This is a genomic window from Salinibacter grassmerensis, assembly GCF_947077765.1.
Taxonomy (GTDB): domain Bacteria; phylum Bacteroidota; class Rhodothermia; order Rhodothermales; family Salinibacteraceae; genus Salinibacter; species Salinibacter grassmerensis.
Genome location: NZ_CAMTTF010000002.1, coordinates 186,642 through 201,785, shown reverse-complemented (window position 1 = coordinate 201,785; position 15,144 = coordinate 186,642). Strand labels below are relative to the sequence as shown.

Below are 15,144 nucleotides of genomic sequence, written 5' to 3'. Positions count from 1 at the left end.
GGCCACCACACCGGCCTCTCTTCACGCATCGCGCTTCACGCCCCACGCCCATGCCCGACACGACAAGCAGCACAGTCCAGGACCTCTTTCCCCGAACGACCGACTCGGTGGCGGACACCATGGCACTTGGGGCCCGCACCGCGAAGACGCTTTCCTCGGGTGCCGTCGTCGCGCTGTACGGCGACCTGGGCTCGGGCAAGACCCACTTCGTGAAAGGCGTCGCGCAGGGGCTCGGGCTGCCCCCCGCCGAGGTCCGCAGTCCGACCTTTACGATTCTTTCCGTCCACGACAGCGGCGGGGGCCCGCTTTACCACTTCGACGCCTACCGCGTGCAGACCCCCGACGAGTTCGTAGAGCTCGGCTTCGAGACGTACGTGCACGGCGACGGCCTGACGTGCATCGAGTGGGCCGACCGGGTCGGCACCCTCCTCTCGTCCGACACTGTCCACCTCCAGTTCCATCACGTGGCCCCGTCGAAACGGCGCGTCACGCTCGGCGCCCCGGACGATGCCCCGTCGGAAAACGCCCACTGACCCCAGCGAAACGCCCTGACGGGAGCACTCCCACACCGCTCTGCCCCCTACGCTTCCCCTCACTCCGGATGTCCGACGCCCTCGACCTTCTTTTGGACCGCCCCCAGTACGCCAACGTCGCCGACGACGCGTTCGCCCCCGGCCTGGACCGGATGCGGGCACTGGTTGACGAGATGGGCACCCCGCACGAGGCGCTCCGGGCCGTGCACGTGGCCGGGACGAACGGAAAGGGCTCGACCGCCGCGATGACCGCCGCCATCGCCACCGCGGCGGGCCTGCGCACGGGCCTCCACACCTCCCCCCACCTCACGCACGTCGCCCAGCGGATGCGGGTGGACGGCACGCCCGCCCCCACAGACTGGCTTGCCGATGCACTCGATGCGCACCGCGCCCTCATCGCAGAGGTTCAGCCCAGCTTCTTCGAGCTCGCCGTCGCCCTCACCTTCCGGTACTTTGCCGAGCAGGGCGTGGACCTCGCGGCCATCGAGGTGGGCCTGGGCGGGCGGCTCGACTCGACGAACGTGCTCTCCCCAGCCCTGTCGGTTCTCACCCACGTCGGCCTCGACCACACCGACATGCTCGGGGAGACCCTTGGCGCCATCGCCCGCGAGAAGGCGGGCATCATCAAGCCCGAGACCCCTGCTCTCAGCGCCGTAACCGAGGACGAGGCGCAGGCCGCCATCGCCGAGGTCGCCGCCGAGCAGAACGCGCCGCTCCACCGGCTCGACGACGAGGCGACCTGGACGACGCACCGGTCGGACCTGACCGGGAGCGTGTTCACGCTCGACACCCCGGCACGCCACTACGACCGGCTGCCGCTGTCGCTCGCCGGCCCTCACCAGCAGCGCAACGCCGCCCTGGCCGTCCGGGCCGCGGAGCTCACCGTCCTCGCCGACGCAGACGACGCAACAGCGGACGCCGCGGTGCGCAACGGGCTCGGCGACGTGCGGGGACACACCGGCTTCCACGGCCGGCTCGATGTCCTCCGGGAAGCGCCTCTCCTCGTGGTCGACGTGGGCCACAACCCGCCGGCCATCGCCGCGACCCTCGACACCGTGGCCCCCGTCGTGGCCGACCGCGGCGGCACGCTGCACGTGTGCCTCAACGCGGTGCGCGGCAAGCAGCTCGACGAGACGGCCCGGCTGCTCGCCACCCACGACGCCGTCGTGACCCCCATCCCCATCGACACGAAGCGCGCCCTCCCGCCCGACGAGATCGCCGAGCGCCTCCGTGCCCAGGGCGTGACCGTCAACGCCCCACAGCCCCTCGCCGACGCGCTCGACGCGTTTGAGCAGGGCGCCGCCCCCGCGGACGGGCTGCTGCTCACTGGCTCGCACAAGCTCGTGGACGTGCTCCCGCCCAGGCTCCGCGACTGACCGTCGTTCTCCGCCCTTCATTGCCAGGTGCCCCGCCCATGCTCTTCCCCGCCGGCGACGACGACGTTCCCTTCGACGACGCCCCCCGCGTCCTTCTGTTCACGGGGAAGGGCGGCACCGGCAAGACCACCTGTGCCGCCGCCACGGCCCAGCACGCGGCCCGGCAGGGCCACAAGACACTTGTCCTCTCTTCGGACCCCGCCCACAGCCTCGCCGACGCGCTCGACCAGGAGCTCGGCCCCGAGGCCCAGGAAGTCCGCGACCGCCTCTTCGCCCAGGAGGTGGACCTCTACTACTCGATGAAGAAGCACTGGGGCAACATGCGGGAGCTGATGCTTACCGTCTTCCGCTGGCAGGGGGTCGACCAGATTGCCGCCGAGGAGCTCGCCGCGCTGCCGGGCATGAACGAGGGATCGGTGCTGCTGTGGCTCGAAGAGGCCCTCCGCGAGGCCGACTACGACCTCATCGTCGTGGACAGTGCGCCCACCGGCGAGACGCTCACCCTGCTCACCCTGCCACAGGTCACCCAGTGGTGGCTCGCGAAGGCGTTCCCTTTCCAGAAGATGGCGGTCAAGTCGCTCGGCTTCGGCGTCCGCAAGGCCACCGGCATTCCGCTGGACAAGGGCTATGAGGAGCTGGAGGTCATCTTCGAGAAGCTGGAGCGCGTCCAGCAGGTGCTCGCCACGCCATCGACCACCTCGATCCGGCTCGTGACGAACCCCGAGAAGATGGTGATTGAGGAAGCGCGGCGGGCGTTTACGTACTTGCAGCTGTACGGCTACGGCGTAGACAGTGTCATCGTGAACCGTGTGCTTCCGGAAGACGAGGTGCCACCCAACTCGTTCTTCGAGGGCTACGTGGAGAGCCAGCGCAAATATCTCGAGGAGATCGAGCAGAGCTTCCGTCCCCTTCCCATCCTGCAGGTGCCGCATCTAGGGGAAGAGGTGTTTGGGGCCGAGCGACTGGGCCGCATCGGGGACGCAATGTACTCGGAACGGGAACCGACGGACGTGTTCTACGACGAACCCACGTTCACGGTGCAGGAGGACGGAGACGCCTACGTTCTGAGCCTCCGCCTCGCGTTCGCCACGGAGGACGACGTCGACGTGCGTCAGCTCGGGGATCAGCTCGTCGTACAGGTCGCCAACCAGCGGTCCAACGTGATCCTCCCCAACTTCCTCAACTACTACCAAATGACGAGCGCAACCCTGGAGGAGGAATGGCTCCGCGTCCGCTTCCGTCCGGATGCCGAGTCTCCGTCCGGGTGAGTCGGCACCAAAACTGTCCCCGATTTCGACTTCTTTCGCTCACCCCCCACCCCCACGCCTCTTCCACGAACCCGTCCGGGACCTCTCCGTTGGGGGCGGTGTCTCGTTTGCCCGAGCCGCTCTCGTCCGACCTCTCAACCTCTCATGTCTGTGCCCGACGCCCTTCTGAAGCAGCTCTACACGTTTGGCAGCCTCGAGAATACCGATCGGGGCGTCGAGTTTGCGCTCAAGAACCGCCTGAAGGACGCCACACTCACCGGGCTCCCCGACATGAAAATCGACGGCGACACGGTGCCGCCGGAGCAGGTGCATCTCTTTATGGGGGAGGGCGAGACCCATGCGGCCCACGAGATTTCCGACGAGGATGCACTCGACTTTCCCCTCCGCCGCACCCTTCATGTGCGGGCCGACCGGCCGGCGCTGGAGCCCGGCACGCACACCCTCGAGCTGACCTTCCGGGCCGACCCGTTCGGCACGCTCACCTTTTCCGTCGAGGACTCGATCTCCGAGCAGGACGAGGCCCTGGCGCGCATTCCCCGCGACCCGGACGACAACTGCAGTCAGGCCGTCATCGACGAGCGGCAGCGGTTTATCGAGGACTACAGCGACACCTCGCTCGACCACGTGCCCCACTACTCGTTCGACCCGGAGGTCACGGAGGGCAACGTTGAGAACTTCACCGGCGTCGCCCAGATTCCGCTCGGCGTTGCCGGGCCGCTCACGGTGGACGGCGAGCACGCGCAGGACGACGTGCTGATCCCCCTCGCCACGTCCGAGGGCACGCTCGTGGCCTCCTACAACCGCGGCATCAAGGTGTGCAACTTGAGCGGCGGCGTAGAGGCCACCGTGTCCCGCGACTGCATGCAGCGCGCCCCGGTCTTCATCTTCGACAACGCCCGGGGGGCCCGCGACTTTACCCACTGGGTGGACGACCACATGGACGCGATCCGACAGGAGGCGGAGTCGACCTCCAGCGTCGCGGAGCTGCTCTGCGTCGACCACTACTTGTCGAACCACTTCGCGTACCTGCGCTTCAACTACCGCACCGGCGACGCGGCGGGGCAGAACATGGTGGGGCGCGCCACCTTCGCCGCCTGCGGCTGGATCATGGACCAGTACCCGGGCCCCATCGATCACTTTTACCTGGAGTCAAACTTCGCCACGGACAAGAAGGCCTCGCAGGTGAACGTGATGCAGACGCGCGGCAAGCGCGTGACGGCCGAGGCCACCATCGACCAGGATACGCTTGCCCAGCACATGCGGGTGGAGCCTGAGGCCCTGCACCGCCACTGGAGCGTGTCGACCGTGGGGGCCTTTCTCTCCGGCGCCAACAACAACGGGGCGCACTCCCCCAACGCCATCACGGCGCTCTTCATCGCCACCGGGCAGGACGTGGCCAACGTCTCCGAGTCGTCGGCGGGCGTCCTCTACACCGACATCACCGACGACGGCGACCTCTACATCTCGCTCACCATTCCGTCCCTCATCGTCGCCACGTACGGCGGGGGCACAGGCCTTCCTACGCAGCGCGAGTGCCTCGAGATGATGGGGTGCTACGGCAAAGGCAAGGTCCACAGGTTTGCCGAGATCGTGGCGGCGGCCACCCTCGCCGGCGAGCTGTCACTGGGCGCCGCCATCTCCTCCTCCGACTGGGTCTCGAGCCACGAGACCTACGGACGCAACCGGTGATCGGACACGGGAGCGTGGGGGCACGGGAGGAAGAAAGCGAGTACGCGTCCTCCCTCACCAGGGCCCACCGTTCAATCTTCAACGTTTCAACGCTCGACGCGAATGATTGCAGCCCTTGAGGTCGCCGTTCCGGCACTCTACGCGGTCGCCATCGTGGCCCTTACAGCCTACGGCGGCAACCTGCTGTGGCTCGCCCTCGTCCACGCCACCGCCGAAGGCCTGCGCGACGGCCCCGTGCCGGACCCCGACGACCTGCCGGTCCCCGACGACGACTGGCCCGTCGTGACCGTGCAGCTTCCCCTCTACAACGAGGCCGAAGTGGCCCAGCGCCTCATCGACGCCTGCGTGAACCTCGACTATCCCCGCTCCAAGCTCGAAATCCAGGTCCTCGACGACTCGACCGACGAGACGACCGAGCGGGTGGCCCAGCGCGTCGACCACTGGCAGGCCGAGGGCGTCAACATCACGCACGTCCACCGCGACGACCGCACCGGCTACAAGGCCGGCGCCCTCGCCAACGGACTGGAGGATGCCCGCGGGGCCCTCATCGCGATTTTTGACGCCGACTTTGTGCCGCGCTCGTCGTTCCTCCGTCGCCTCGTTCCGCGCTTTTTCGACGCCCCCGACCTGGGCATGGTCCAGGCCCGCTGGGGCCATCTCAACCGGGACGATTCGTTGCTGACGAGGGTGCAGGCCTTCGGGCTGGACGCCCACTTTGCGATCGAGCAGCGGGTGCGCGAGTTGGCGGGCTGCTTTCTGAACTTCAACGGCACTGCCGGCGTCTGGCGTCGCGCCTGCATCGAAGACGCCGGCGGCTGGGCCCACGACACGCTCACCGAAGACCTCGACCTCAGCTACCGCGCACAGCTCCGGGGCTGGGCCCTCACGTACGTTTCCACCGCGGAGGCCCCGGCCGAGCTGCCGCCCGACATGAACGCGCTCCGCACCCAGCAATTTCGGTGGGCGAAGGGCGGCGCCGAAACGGCCCTCAAGCTGACGGGCCGCCTCTGGCGCTCGGCCCAGCCGTGGCGGGTGAAACTGGAAGGGACGTTCCACCTCACTGCCCACTTCGCCTTCCCCTTTATCTTGCTCGCCGCCCTGACCCATGCCCCCCTTCTTCTGCTGAAGGGCATCGGGCACGGGCCTGGGGAGGTCTATTTCGCCATCATGGGGTTCGGCCTGTTCGGGTTCGCCGGATTCTTCCTCGCCCAGCTCTTTGCGCAGCGGGCCCTGCATCCCGACTGGCGACGACGCCTCCGCCTCTTCGTGCCGTTCATGGCCGGCACCATGGGCCTCTCGCTCAGCAACACGAGCGCCGTGTGGCAGGCCCTCCGGGGCACCGACACGGCGTTCATCCGCACGCCAAAGTTCGGCGCCACCAGCGGCGACGGCTGGTGGGAGAGCCGCTACGCCATCCGCGAGGTACCGCGAGTCGTGTGGGGCGAGCTGGCCCTGGCCCTCTACTCGACGGTGGGCCTCGGCGTCGTGGTCGGCCTCGGCGAGTGGGCCGCCGTCCCGTTCCAGGCGCTGTTCGCCCTCGGGTTTGCGCTGGTAACCGCGTCGAGCCTGCGGCAGGCCCTGACGGCCCAGCAGAGCCCGACGGCCTCCGCCCCGGCCTCGTCGCCGGCCGCCTGACCTTCGCCTGTCCCGACAGCACGAGCATACCTGCCAGACGGGCCGCCGGGAACCCCCGTGGGCGCCCCTCATTGCCTCTCCCCTCTTTCTCGCCCCGAGCGCACTTTCTCCGCCCGTCATGTCTGTGCCCGACCTTCAGGAGCCCCTCGCCTTGCTCGAGCAGAAGGACTACGACGCCGCCATCGCGATGCTCAGCGACAAGGTGGCGGCTCTGCCGGCCCATCCGGGGGCGCACGTGCTGCTGGCCCACGCGTACGAGACCCAGAAGCGCTGGGAGGAGGCCCTGCAGGCGTGGGCGGAGGCGCGCTTCCTAATGCCGAACAGCCCCATCGCCGAGGCGGGCGCACAGCGGGTCCTCCGCCGCCTGGAGGACCACAACGAAACCTCGTTCACCTTTGCCTTTCCGCCGTCCCTCAGGTCCCCCTCCAACGCCGACGCGGACACCGACGCCGGCGACGTCACGTCCCCGACCGACGAGCCGGAGGACACGCCGGACGACGAGGACGCCGGCCTCGCCCAATTGCGGCGCCAGGCCGAACGGGAGGCCCGGCAGGGCGGCGCCCGCCCCGGCCTGTCCGACGCGCCCCCGTCGTCCGATCTTCCGTCCTCCCCGGACGAGGACCCGCCGACGCCCGAAGAGCAGGTCGAAGAGCTCGAGGACGAGGGCGACGCCGGCGACCTCGACCATCTCATCAACGAACTGCAATCAGCCCGCATCGAGCCGGAGGCGGAGCCCGAAGCCGAAGCCCCGCCCCCGGAGGCGGACGACGAGGCGGAAATGGCGGCCGAGGACGACGACACGGAGGACATCGTCTCGGAAACGCTGGCCCGCATTCATGAGGGACAGGACGACTACCGAGAGGCCGCCCGCATCTACGCCACGCTGGCCGAGCAGGAGCCCGACCGGGCCGACGAGTTTCAGGAAAAAGCCGACGAGATGCGTCTGAAGGCCGACGAGTCCGACGAAGAGGCCTGAAGTGCGGAAGCCCTGCTCGTGGCGCGTGGAGGCCCAATGCCATCGCCCCCGCTTTCTCATTACCCATCGTCGTCCCGAATGGACGCCCTTCTCAACCTCCACCGCCAGTCGCCCCGCACGGTCGTCGGACTCATGTCCGGCACCTCGCTCGACGGGGTGGACGCCGCCCTCGTGCAGCTGGACGGCAGCGGCCCGGACCTGACGATGGAGTCCAAGGCGTTCGTGCACGCCCCCTATCCCACAGCCCTCCGGGACCTCATTCGCACAAACACGGATCCGGCCTCGTCGTCGATCCAGGACGTGACGCGCCTCGATGCCCGTATCGCGGAGGCGTACGCGGTGGCCGTCGATCGCGTGCTGGCGGAGGCCGACATGGACCGCGGGGCGCTCGATCTCGTGGGGGCCCACGGCCAGACCGTGTGCCACCGTCCTGAGCCGGCGGACTGTGCCGGCGAAGACGTGCGGGCCACGCTCCAGCTCGGCAATCCGGCGACCCTCGCGACACGGCTGGGCGTGCCGGTCGTCGGAAATTTCCGCGCGGCGGACCTCGCCCTGGGCGGACAGGGCGCCCCGCTCGTCCCGTACTTCGACCATGTGGCCTTCACCGACCCCGATGAGGCCCGCGGGCTGCTCAACCTCGGCGGCATCGCTAACCTTACGGTGCTGCCCGCCGGCGGGACGCCGGACGCGGTCCGTGCCTTCGATACCGGCCCGGCCAACATGGTGATCGATGCCCTCGCCACCCGCCTCTTCGGCGCTCCCCACGACCCGGATGGCCGGCACGCCGACGCCGGCACACCCGACCACGACCTGCTCGCCGACCTGCTGGAGGGCGACTTCTTCCGCCGGGAGCCCCCCAAATCCACGGGCCGTGACGACTTTGGGCCCGGCTACGTGGACCGCCTGCTCGGTGCCGCCCAGTCCCGCGACCTCTCCCCCGAGGACACAATGGCCACGGCGACCCTTCTCACCGCCGCGTCCGTCTACCAGGCCTACGCGCAGTACATACGCTCCGACCAGGCGATCGATACCCTCATCGTCAGCGGCGGCGGCGTGCACAACGACACGCTCCTGCGGATGCTGGAGGAGGCCTTCACCCCGATCCCGGTTCGTCCCACATCGGACTACGGCGTGGATCCGGACGCGAAAGAGGCCCTCTGCTTCGCCGTCCTCGCCCACGAGGCCGTCAACGGGACGCCCACCAACCTGCCGTCGGTGACGGGGGCGTCGGCGCGCACTCGACTCGGCTCCCTCAGTGTGCCGGGCTCGTAGGGCCCTGACTGGGGGGCCGAGGACCCACTGCCTTGGCAAAAAGCCGACGAAAGGCCCACCTCTCCCGTCCGGAACACAAACACGCCCCTGCCGCCGGAATATAGAACAGCTGGCAGTCATCGCCTTTCCTAAACCCAAAACCCCCATGGAATCCCAGGAGCAGTCCGATCAGACGGCCCTCGCTGAAATTGGTGAGTTTGGCCTCATTGCCCTCCTGCGCGACACGCTCGGCGAGCCCACCGACGACACCATCGTGTCGGGCATCGCCGACGACGCGGCCGTGTATCGCACGGACGACGATCGCGTACACGTCATGACCACCGACACCCTTATTGAAGGGGTCCATTTCGACCGTGCCTTCATGCCGATGGAGCACCTCGGCTTCAAGGCCCTTTCGGTCAACGTGAGCGACGTGGTCGCGATGAACGCGTCGCCGCGCTACGCGACTGTCTCGATCGGCGTTCCGCAGAACGTGTCCGTCGAGATGATTACCACGATCTACGAGGGCCTGAAGCAGGCCTGCGACGCCTACGACATGCACATTGTGGGGGGCGATACGAACGCGTCCCATGGCCTATCCCTCTCGGTCTCGGTCGTGGGGGCGGCGGCGGAAGACGACGTGGTCTACCGTACGGGGGCCCAAGTGGGCGACAAGATCTGCGTCACGGGCGACGTCGGCTCCTCATACGCGGGCCTGAAGGTGTTGCTGCGCAACCGGGAGCGCCTTCAGGAGCAGGAGGAGGACTTTGAGCCGGACCTCGACCCGTACTCCTACGTCATCCGACGGCACTTGGCCCCGCCGGCCCAGCTCAAGACCGTTCGTGGGTGGGGCGACGCTGGGGTCCAGCCCCACGCCCTCATCGACATTTCGGACGGCCTCTCCGCCGAGGTGCATCACATCTGCGAGGCCGGGGACATTGGCGCGCAGCTCTACGAGCCGGCCCTGCCCATCGACCCGGAGACCCGAAACACGGCCACCGACTTCGGGGAGGACGTGACGATCTACGCCTTGTTCGGCGGCGAGGACTACGAATTGGTGTTCACGATTCCGGAAGACGAACTCGACGCCCTCGATCCACAAACGTATACGGTGGTGGGCGAGATCGTGGAGCCGGACGACCCCGAGCATCCGATCAAGCTTCAGCGCGCCCACGGCGAAAATGTCCCCCTTCAGCCCGGGGGCTTCGACCACTTCGACGGCCCGTCCGCAACCGCCCCGCCGGCGTAGCCTCTCAGGACCTGCTTTTGTTCTGGGCCGGGAGGCGAAAGCAGAACCGAATGGGGGCGCAAATCGAACCCGGAACGGGGCCTGTCGTGAACCTCTCAGCCGATTGAGGGCCGACACACGCCCGATCAGGGCGGCACGGAGCCCAGGACAGTCAAGATCGACCTTCAGTCTACCCTTCCAGTGGCCTCCTGACACGCCCTCTTGAGGGCGCGAAGCTCATCCTTGAGGCGATCAATTTCGGCCTCTAGCGTACCCAGGGCGGCCTCGGCGCCCGTGAAGTCCTCCGCGTGACCCATCTCTTCGAGCGCCTGGGCCGCCTCGCTGGACGGAGAGGCCCGAAGGCTGCCCGCAGCCCCCTTGAGGCCGTGGGCCTCCCGTTCCAGCGCCTCGGCGTCTTCGTTCTCAACCGCGTTCCGGATGGCGTTCATGTAGTCCGAACAGTCATTCAGGAACGAGTCGATGAGAGTCACGATGACGCTTGGGTTCCCGTCTAGAAGTTCGACGAGGGCGTCTCGGTCAACAGCAGGCGTAGCCATGGGGCTCCAGTCGTCTAGGTCGATCCAGTGGTTGCCTCGGCGTCTCACGTGCCCGGCGCGGCAGGGGACGGGGTTGCTCCCGTCCATGGCCCGACGGAAAGGGCGTATCTTCCCATCGGCGCGGACCAAAGCGGAGAATCTTCCCTCATGCCGCCGAGCCCCCGCGTGCACGAGTGCTCCGAGGGGGGGCGCTCGCACGGCCATTGTGCGCGCAAAAAACATGCAAGAAATGGAGAGCCCCTTCTACGGCCTCTGCCGCGAACAGACCGACGGGGTCCACTGATCGAGCCAGGCCTGTCGCTGGGCATGGCGCCGATGATACCCTGGGGCCTGCCCGATGGGGGATCCGGGCGGTGCGTCCACGGTGGCCGGGGGGGACGCTGCGTCGTGGGACCGGTCGAAGTACCGGTCGATCGACGCCCGGATGGCGGTCCGGTGGGCCTCTGCTTCTGCCCCCTCGCCCGGATGACCCGCGAGCCAGTCGCGGAGCGTGCGCAGGTGCTGTTCGAGGCGGGCCTGTACCGCCGGCGCCCCGTCCTCCGCGCCAGCGCGGTCGAGCAACACGTCCGTCCACACCTGCTGCACCGTTCGCTGCACCTCGGCCCGGTACCCGTCGGCGGGCGGGTCGGCCTTCCAGACGGCATCGGTAATGGTTGCAAGGGTGCCCTGCAGGCCCGGAAGATTGGGGTTGGCATCCCGCTGCTCGATGAGGCGCAGGGCTCGTTCCGGCACAGTGAGGGCGTCGAGCACCATGGTGGCCGCCACCTCGGCCGGGGCGTAGGGGTCGAACGTCGGGTCCGTACGTCCCTCGAACAGCTCACGGTTGTCCGGGTGACCGGGCGGGCGCGGCGGAATGCGGTCCCGGGCGGCCGCCGGCAGCGCCAGCGCCGAGGGCGTGATCGTGGCCAGCAAGGCGTCGAGGGCGGCCGCCTGGCGCTGGGCCGGCACGCGCTCAGACCTTCGCGCCTCCGATTCTCCACGCATGGCGTACTCGTACGTCTCTCCCCCGATCAGCTTTGCCGTGGCCCCGACCTGGTACCGGTGGCGCAGGTAGAGCGGCACGAGCGCCTCTTCCATCTGAGCCAGCGGCTCCCCGCGCTTCACGACCGCCTCGCCGAAGCGGTCGAGGGCCACGTCCCGCACCCGCATCTCCCGGTCGAGGGCGTCGACCATGTTGCGTCCATTGTCCCAGAGGTTGCCCTTCGGGTGGGCGGCGCCGGCCGGACGGGCGTCGGCGTCGGTCACGTACCGGAGCCCTTCCTGCTCCGCCGCCCGCACGAGGCTGTCGAGCAACGCGGCCTCGGTCTGATCAGGGCCCGGACGGGCGTAGGCGTATTGGATGGCCTTCTTGTCCCACCGCTCCACACCGGTGTCGTAAGCACCCTCCAGGGACACGGAATCGCCTTCCACGCGGGCCAACGGGGCGGGATAGTCCATCACCGAGGCGCGGTCGTTCACCGACGCGGCAAAGTTATGGGCGAGGCCCAGCGTGTGCCCCACCTCGTGCGCCGACAGTTGCCGGATGCGGGCGAGCGCCATCTCCAGCATCGGATCGTCCGCGGCCGGGATGCCGCCGGCGTGCGGGCCCTGGTACGGCGCCAGGAGGCCCTCGGCCAGCAGGTAGTCCTGCCGCACGCGCTGGGACCCGAGCGTGACATGCCCCTTCAGGATTTCGCCGGTCCGCGGGTCGGTCACGGAGGCGCCGTAGCTCCAGCCGCGCGTGCGGCGATGCACCCACTGAATGACATTGTAGCGCACGTCCATCGCGTCGGCACTGTCCGGCAGCACCTCGACCCGGTAGGCGTCCTCGAAGCCCGCGGCCTTGAAAGCCTCCGTCCACCACCGGGCGCCGTTGAGCAGGGCGCTGCGCACCGGCTCGGGGGTGCCAGGGTCGAGGTAGTAGACGATGGGCTCCTCCGGCGAGCACAGCCCGTCCGCGCCGGGGGCCTCCGCGCAGGTGAGCCGGTGCCGGTTGACGAGCCGCTTCGTCATGGACTCCCCGATGGGCGTCGCGAAGTCCATGTAGTCCGCGTAGAAGAGCCCGGAGCGCGGATCGAAGCGGCGCGGCGTATATCCGGCCGTGTCGGGCAATTCGACGAGCGAGTGGCGCACGTGGAGCGTGATGGCGCGGGGCGCGGCCGCCGTCCGCTCTACGTACGCCCCCGGATCGCCATCCGTGGTGAAGGTAAGTCGGGCCTCCAGCTCTGTGTTTTCCGGGAAGGCTTTCACGTGTTCAAGAACAGGCGCACTGCGCTCCTCCGCGAGCGCGTACGCTCCCTGCCCGCTGTTTTTGAGGCGACGGACCACCCCGTGGGCGTCGCGCACCACGAAATCGGTCGCGTCGACGAGCACACGGCCATCGGGGCTCTCGGCCGACACCGTGAAGCCGTGCAGGACGCCCGGCGCGAACGCCTCCCGCACCGCGTCCTGCTCGTACCCGTTGTCGGAGTTGGCGCGGTAGTCCAGGTTGGGCGCCACGAGCAGCACCTTCGGCCCCGTCCGCTCGAAGCGGACGACCCGCTGCGTGCCGAGCTGGCCGCGGTCAAGGCCCACGGGGTTTGACCCGAGCCCGGTGGGGAGCGAGCTGACGTAAAGCATCTCGGTACCGAGCTGAGAAATCTCCAACCACAGCGTGCCCGTCGTCTCGTCCCAGTAGACCGGAACGTGCCCATCCATCTTCGTCATCCCCTCGGTCTTCTCAGCGATGGTGGGGAAGGATGGATCTTCCGTGTCTTGCGCGAGGAGGGGGAGGGGGGTGAGTCCCATCGCCCCGAACAGAAAGAGCACAAGACACAGGAGACGCGGCGAGGCGTGCGAGGATCCAAAACGCATGGGTGCAGAACCGGATTGATGTAGGGATGGAACGCGACACCGTCCGGAACCTACGAAATCAAGCAACGAAAACCGAAATGCATACCGACACAAAATTCCTGGATTCTTTGCGGCGCGACCGTGGAATTCTCATCCGTCGCATAGGCATTTTCCGTCGGTGCCTGTTACGTTTTCGAGTGCGATCACCCCACAATTGGCCCGATATCCTTCGGCGGAGCGTCGCCGTTTTCTACAGCGTCTGGCCCCTCTTCTCATCGAATAACTGACCCTGTCTCATGGAAGTAGGAAGCAACGAAGTCAAGGGCAAAATTGTCGAGGTGCTCGGTCCGGTCGTCGACGCCGAGTTCCCGCGCGATGGCGTGCCCGACATTCTGGACGCCCTCCGGATTGACCAGGATGACGGCCGCGACCTGATCTTGGAGGTGCAGCAGCACCTTGGCGAGCGGCGCGTCCGGGCCATCGCGATGGACTCGACCGACGGACTGCAGCGCGGACAGGCCATCGCGGCGACGAACCAGCCCATCAGTGTGCCCATCGGCGAAGAGATCCGGGGGCGCCTCTTCAATGTCGTCGGCCAACCGATCGACGGCCTGCCGGAGCCGGACGTCGACGAGCGCCGGGCCATTCACCAGGACCCGCCCGAGTACAACGAGTTGACCGGGTCGCAGGAGGTACTGGAGACCGGCATCAAGGTGATGGACCTGATCCAGCCCGTGCCAAAGGGCGGCAAGGTCGGCCTCTTCGGGGGGGCCGGTGTCGGCAAGACGGTTCTCATCATGGAGCTCATCAACAACATCGCCAAGGCCCACGAGGGCCTCTCGGTCTTCTCCGGCGTTGGGGAGCGCACCCGCGAGGGCAACGACCTGCTCCGCGAGATGATTGAGGCCGGCGTGATGACCTACGGCGAGGAGTTTCGCGAGTCGATGGAGTCCGGCGGCTGGGACCTCGACAAGGTCGACTTCGACGCGATGAACAGCGAGAGCAACATCTCGCTCGTCTTTGGCCAGATGAACGAGCCCCCGGGCGCTCGCGCCCGCGTGGGCCTGACTGGGCTCACAATCGCGGAGTACTTCCGCGACCTCGGGGGGCGCGATGTGCTCTTCTTCCTCGACAACATCTTCCGCTTTGTACAGGCGGGGCAGGAGATGTCCGCCCTCATGGGACGCATGCCGAGCGCCGTTGGCTACCAGCCGACGCTCGCCAGCGAGATGGGCGACCTCCAGGAGCGCATTACCTCGACGCAGGAGGGCTCCATTACTTCCTTTCAGGCCGTGTACGTCCCCGCGGACGACCTGACGGACCCCGCGCCGGCCACCACATTTGCTCACCTCGACTGCACGACCGTCCTCTCGCGCCAGCTGTCCACGCAGGGCATCTACCCGGCCATCGACCCGCTCGACTCCTCGAGCCAGATGCTCAACGAGCGGGCCCTCGGCTCCGAGCACTACGAGACCGCACAGGACGTGAAGGAGATCCTCCAGCGGTACGAGGAGCTTCAGGACATCATTGCAATTCTCGGAATGGACGAGCTGAGCGACGAGGACAAGCAGGCCGTCAACCGCGCCCGGCGCGTGCAGCGGTTCCTCAGCCAGCCCTTCTTCGTCGCCGAGCAGTTTACCGGCCAGCCCGGCAAGTACGTGCCCATCGAGGAGACCATCCGCGGCTTCCGCATGATTCTCGACGGCGAGCTCGACCACCTGCCCGAGCGGGCCTTCCTGCTCAAGGGCCCAATCGACGAGGTCATCGAGGCCGGCGAGGAGATGGCCGAGGAAGCATAACCCACGTTCGAATCGCGGACG

At 68.0% G+C, this 15,144-nt stretch carries 11 protein-coding genes; 9 read left to right on the top strand and 2 right to left on the bottom strand.

All coding sequences use genetic code 11. The features are described from left to right. The first annotated feature begins 50 nt into the window (after positions 1-50). The 8 genes from tsaE (at position 51) to thiL (ending at position 9,977) form a co-directional block, all read left to right on the top strand. The gene (gene tsaE, locus OJB03_RS05150) at positions 51-533 is read left to right on the top strand and encodes a tRNA (adenosine(37)-N6)-threonylcarbamoyltransferase complex ATPase subunit type 1 TsaE (protein ID WP_263785731.1); all 483 of its coding nucleotides are present in this window, start codon (positions 51-53) and stop codon (positions 531-533) included. A gap of 68 nt (positions 534-601) precedes the next feature. Further along, on the top strand, positions 602-1,909 hold the full coding sequence (locus OJB03_RS05145; RefSeq protein WP_263785730.1) for a bifunctional folylpolyglutamate synthase/dihydrofolate synthase: 1,308 nt from the start codon (positions 602-604) through the stop codon (positions 1,907-1,909). Between the two features lie 38 nt (positions 1,910-1,947). Continuing rightward, positions 1,948-3,177 (top strand): ArsA family ATPase, encoded by a 1,230-nt coding sequence (locus OJB03_RS05140; RefSeq protein WP_263785729.1) that lies wholly within the window; start codon positions 1,948-1,950, stop codon positions 3,175-3,177. 144 nt (positions 3,178-3,321) lie between these two features. Continuing rightward, positions 3,322-4,866 (top strand): hydroxymethylglutaryl-CoA reductase, encoded by a 1,545-nt coding sequence (locus OJB03_RS05135; protein ID WP_263785728.1) that lies wholly within the window; start codon positions 3,322-3,324, stop codon positions 4,864-4,866. 102 nt (positions 4,867-4,968) lie between these two features. After that, positions 4,969-6,501: a glycosyltransferase gene (locus OJB03_RS05130; protein WP_263785727.1), complete on the top strand. Its 1,533-nt coding sequence runs from the start codon at positions 4,969-4,971 to the stop codon at positions 6,499-6,501. Positions 6,502-6,619: 118 nt separating this feature from the next. Then, complete coding sequence (locus OJB03_RS05125) at positions 6,620-7,477, top strand: tetratricopeptide repeat protein (protein WP_263785726.1); 858 nt, start codon at positions 6,620-6,622, stop codon at positions 7,475-7,477. A 78-nt stretch (positions 7,478-7,555) separates the two neighbouring features. After that, the gene (locus OJB03_RS05120; protein WP_263785725.1) at positions 7,556-8,749 is read left to right on the top strand and encodes an anhydro-N-acetylmuramic acid kinase; all 1,194 of its coding nucleotides are present in this window, start codon (positions 7,556-7,558) and stop codon (positions 8,747-8,749) included. 145 nt (positions 8,750-8,894) lie between these two features. Next, the gene (gene thiL, locus OJB03_RS05115; RefSeq protein ID WP_263785724.1) at positions 8,895-9,977 is read left to right on the top strand and encodes a thiamine-phosphate kinase; all 1,083 of its coding nucleotides are present in this window, start codon (positions 8,895-8,897) and stop codon (positions 9,975-9,977) included. A gap of 164 nt (positions 9,978-10,141) precedes the next feature. Here thiL and OJB03_RS05110 read toward each other — a convergent pair whose 3' ends face one another. Both OJB03_RS05110 and OJB03_RS05105 read right to left on the bottom strand, forming a co-directional pair. Next, on the bottom strand, positions 10,142-10,513 hold the full coding sequence (locus tag OJB03_RS05110; protein ID WP_263785723.1) for an Hpt domain-containing protein: 372 nt from the start codon (positions 10,511-10,513) through the stop codon (positions 10,142-10,144). A gap of 243 nt (positions 10,514-10,756) precedes the next feature. Beyond that, positions 10,757-13,345 (bottom strand): zinc-dependent metalloprotease, encoded by a 2,589-nt coding sequence (locus OJB03_RS05105; RefSeq protein WP_263785722.1) that lies wholly within the window; start codon positions 13,343-13,345, stop codon positions 10,757-10,759. Between the two features lie 275 nt (positions 13,346-13,620). Between OJB03_RS05105 and atpD the strand changes: the two genes are divergently transcribed. Continuing rightward, positions 13,621-15,123 (top strand): F0F1 ATP synthase subunit beta, encoded by a 1,503-nt coding sequence (gene atpD, locus OJB03_RS05100; RefSeq protein WP_263785721.1) that lies wholly within the window; start codon positions 13,621-13,623, stop codon positions 15,121-15,123. The last annotated feature ends 21 nt before the right edge of the window (positions 15,124-15,144 follow it).

Excerpts from the sequence above, each read along its gene's own strand:
- tsaE (WP_263785731.1), top strand. The coding sequence starts at position 51 with ATGCCCGACACGACAAGCAGCACAGTCCAGGACCTCTTTCCCCGAACG.
- OJB03_RS05145 (WP_263785730.1), top strand. The coding sequence starts at position 602 with ATGTCCGACGCCCTCGACCTTCTTTTGGACCGCCCCCAGTACGCCAAC.
- OJB03_RS05140 (WP_263785729.1), top strand. The coding sequence starts at position 1,948 with ATGCTCTTCCCCGCCGGCGACGACGACGTTCCCTTCGACGACGCCCCC.
- OJB03_RS05135 (WP_263785728.1), top strand. The coding sequence starts at position 3,322 with ATGTCTGTGCCCGACGCCCTTCTGAAGCAGCTCTACACGTTTGGCAGC.
- OJB03_RS05130 (WP_263785727.1), top strand. The coding sequence starts at position 4,969 with ATGATTGCAGCCCTTGAGGTCGCCGTTCCGGCACTCTACGCGGTCGCC.
- OJB03_RS05125 (WP_263785726.1), top strand. The coding sequence starts at position 6,620 with ATGTCTGTGCCCGACCTTCAGGAGCCCCTCGCCTTGCTCGAGCAGAAG.
- OJB03_RS05120 (WP_263785725.1), top strand. The coding sequence starts at position 7,556 with ATGGACGCCCTTCTCAACCTCCACCGCCAGTCGCCCCGCACGGTCGTC.
- thiL (WP_263785724.1), top strand. The coding sequence starts at position 8,895 with ATGGAATCCCAGGAGCAGTCCGATCAGACGGCCCTCGCTGAAATTGGT.
- OJB03_RS05110 (WP_263785723.1), bottom strand. The coding sequence starts at position 10,513 with ATGGCTACGCCTGCTGTTGACCGAGACGCCCTCGTCGAACTTCTAGAC.
- OJB03_RS05105 (WP_263785722.1), bottom strand. The coding sequence starts at position 13,345 with ATGCGTTTTGGATCCTCGCACGCCTCGCCGCGTCTCCTGTGTCTTGTG.
- atpD (WP_263785721.1), top strand. The coding sequence starts at position 13,621 with ATGGAAGTAGGAAGCAACGAAGTCAAGGGCAAAATTGTCGAGGTGCTC.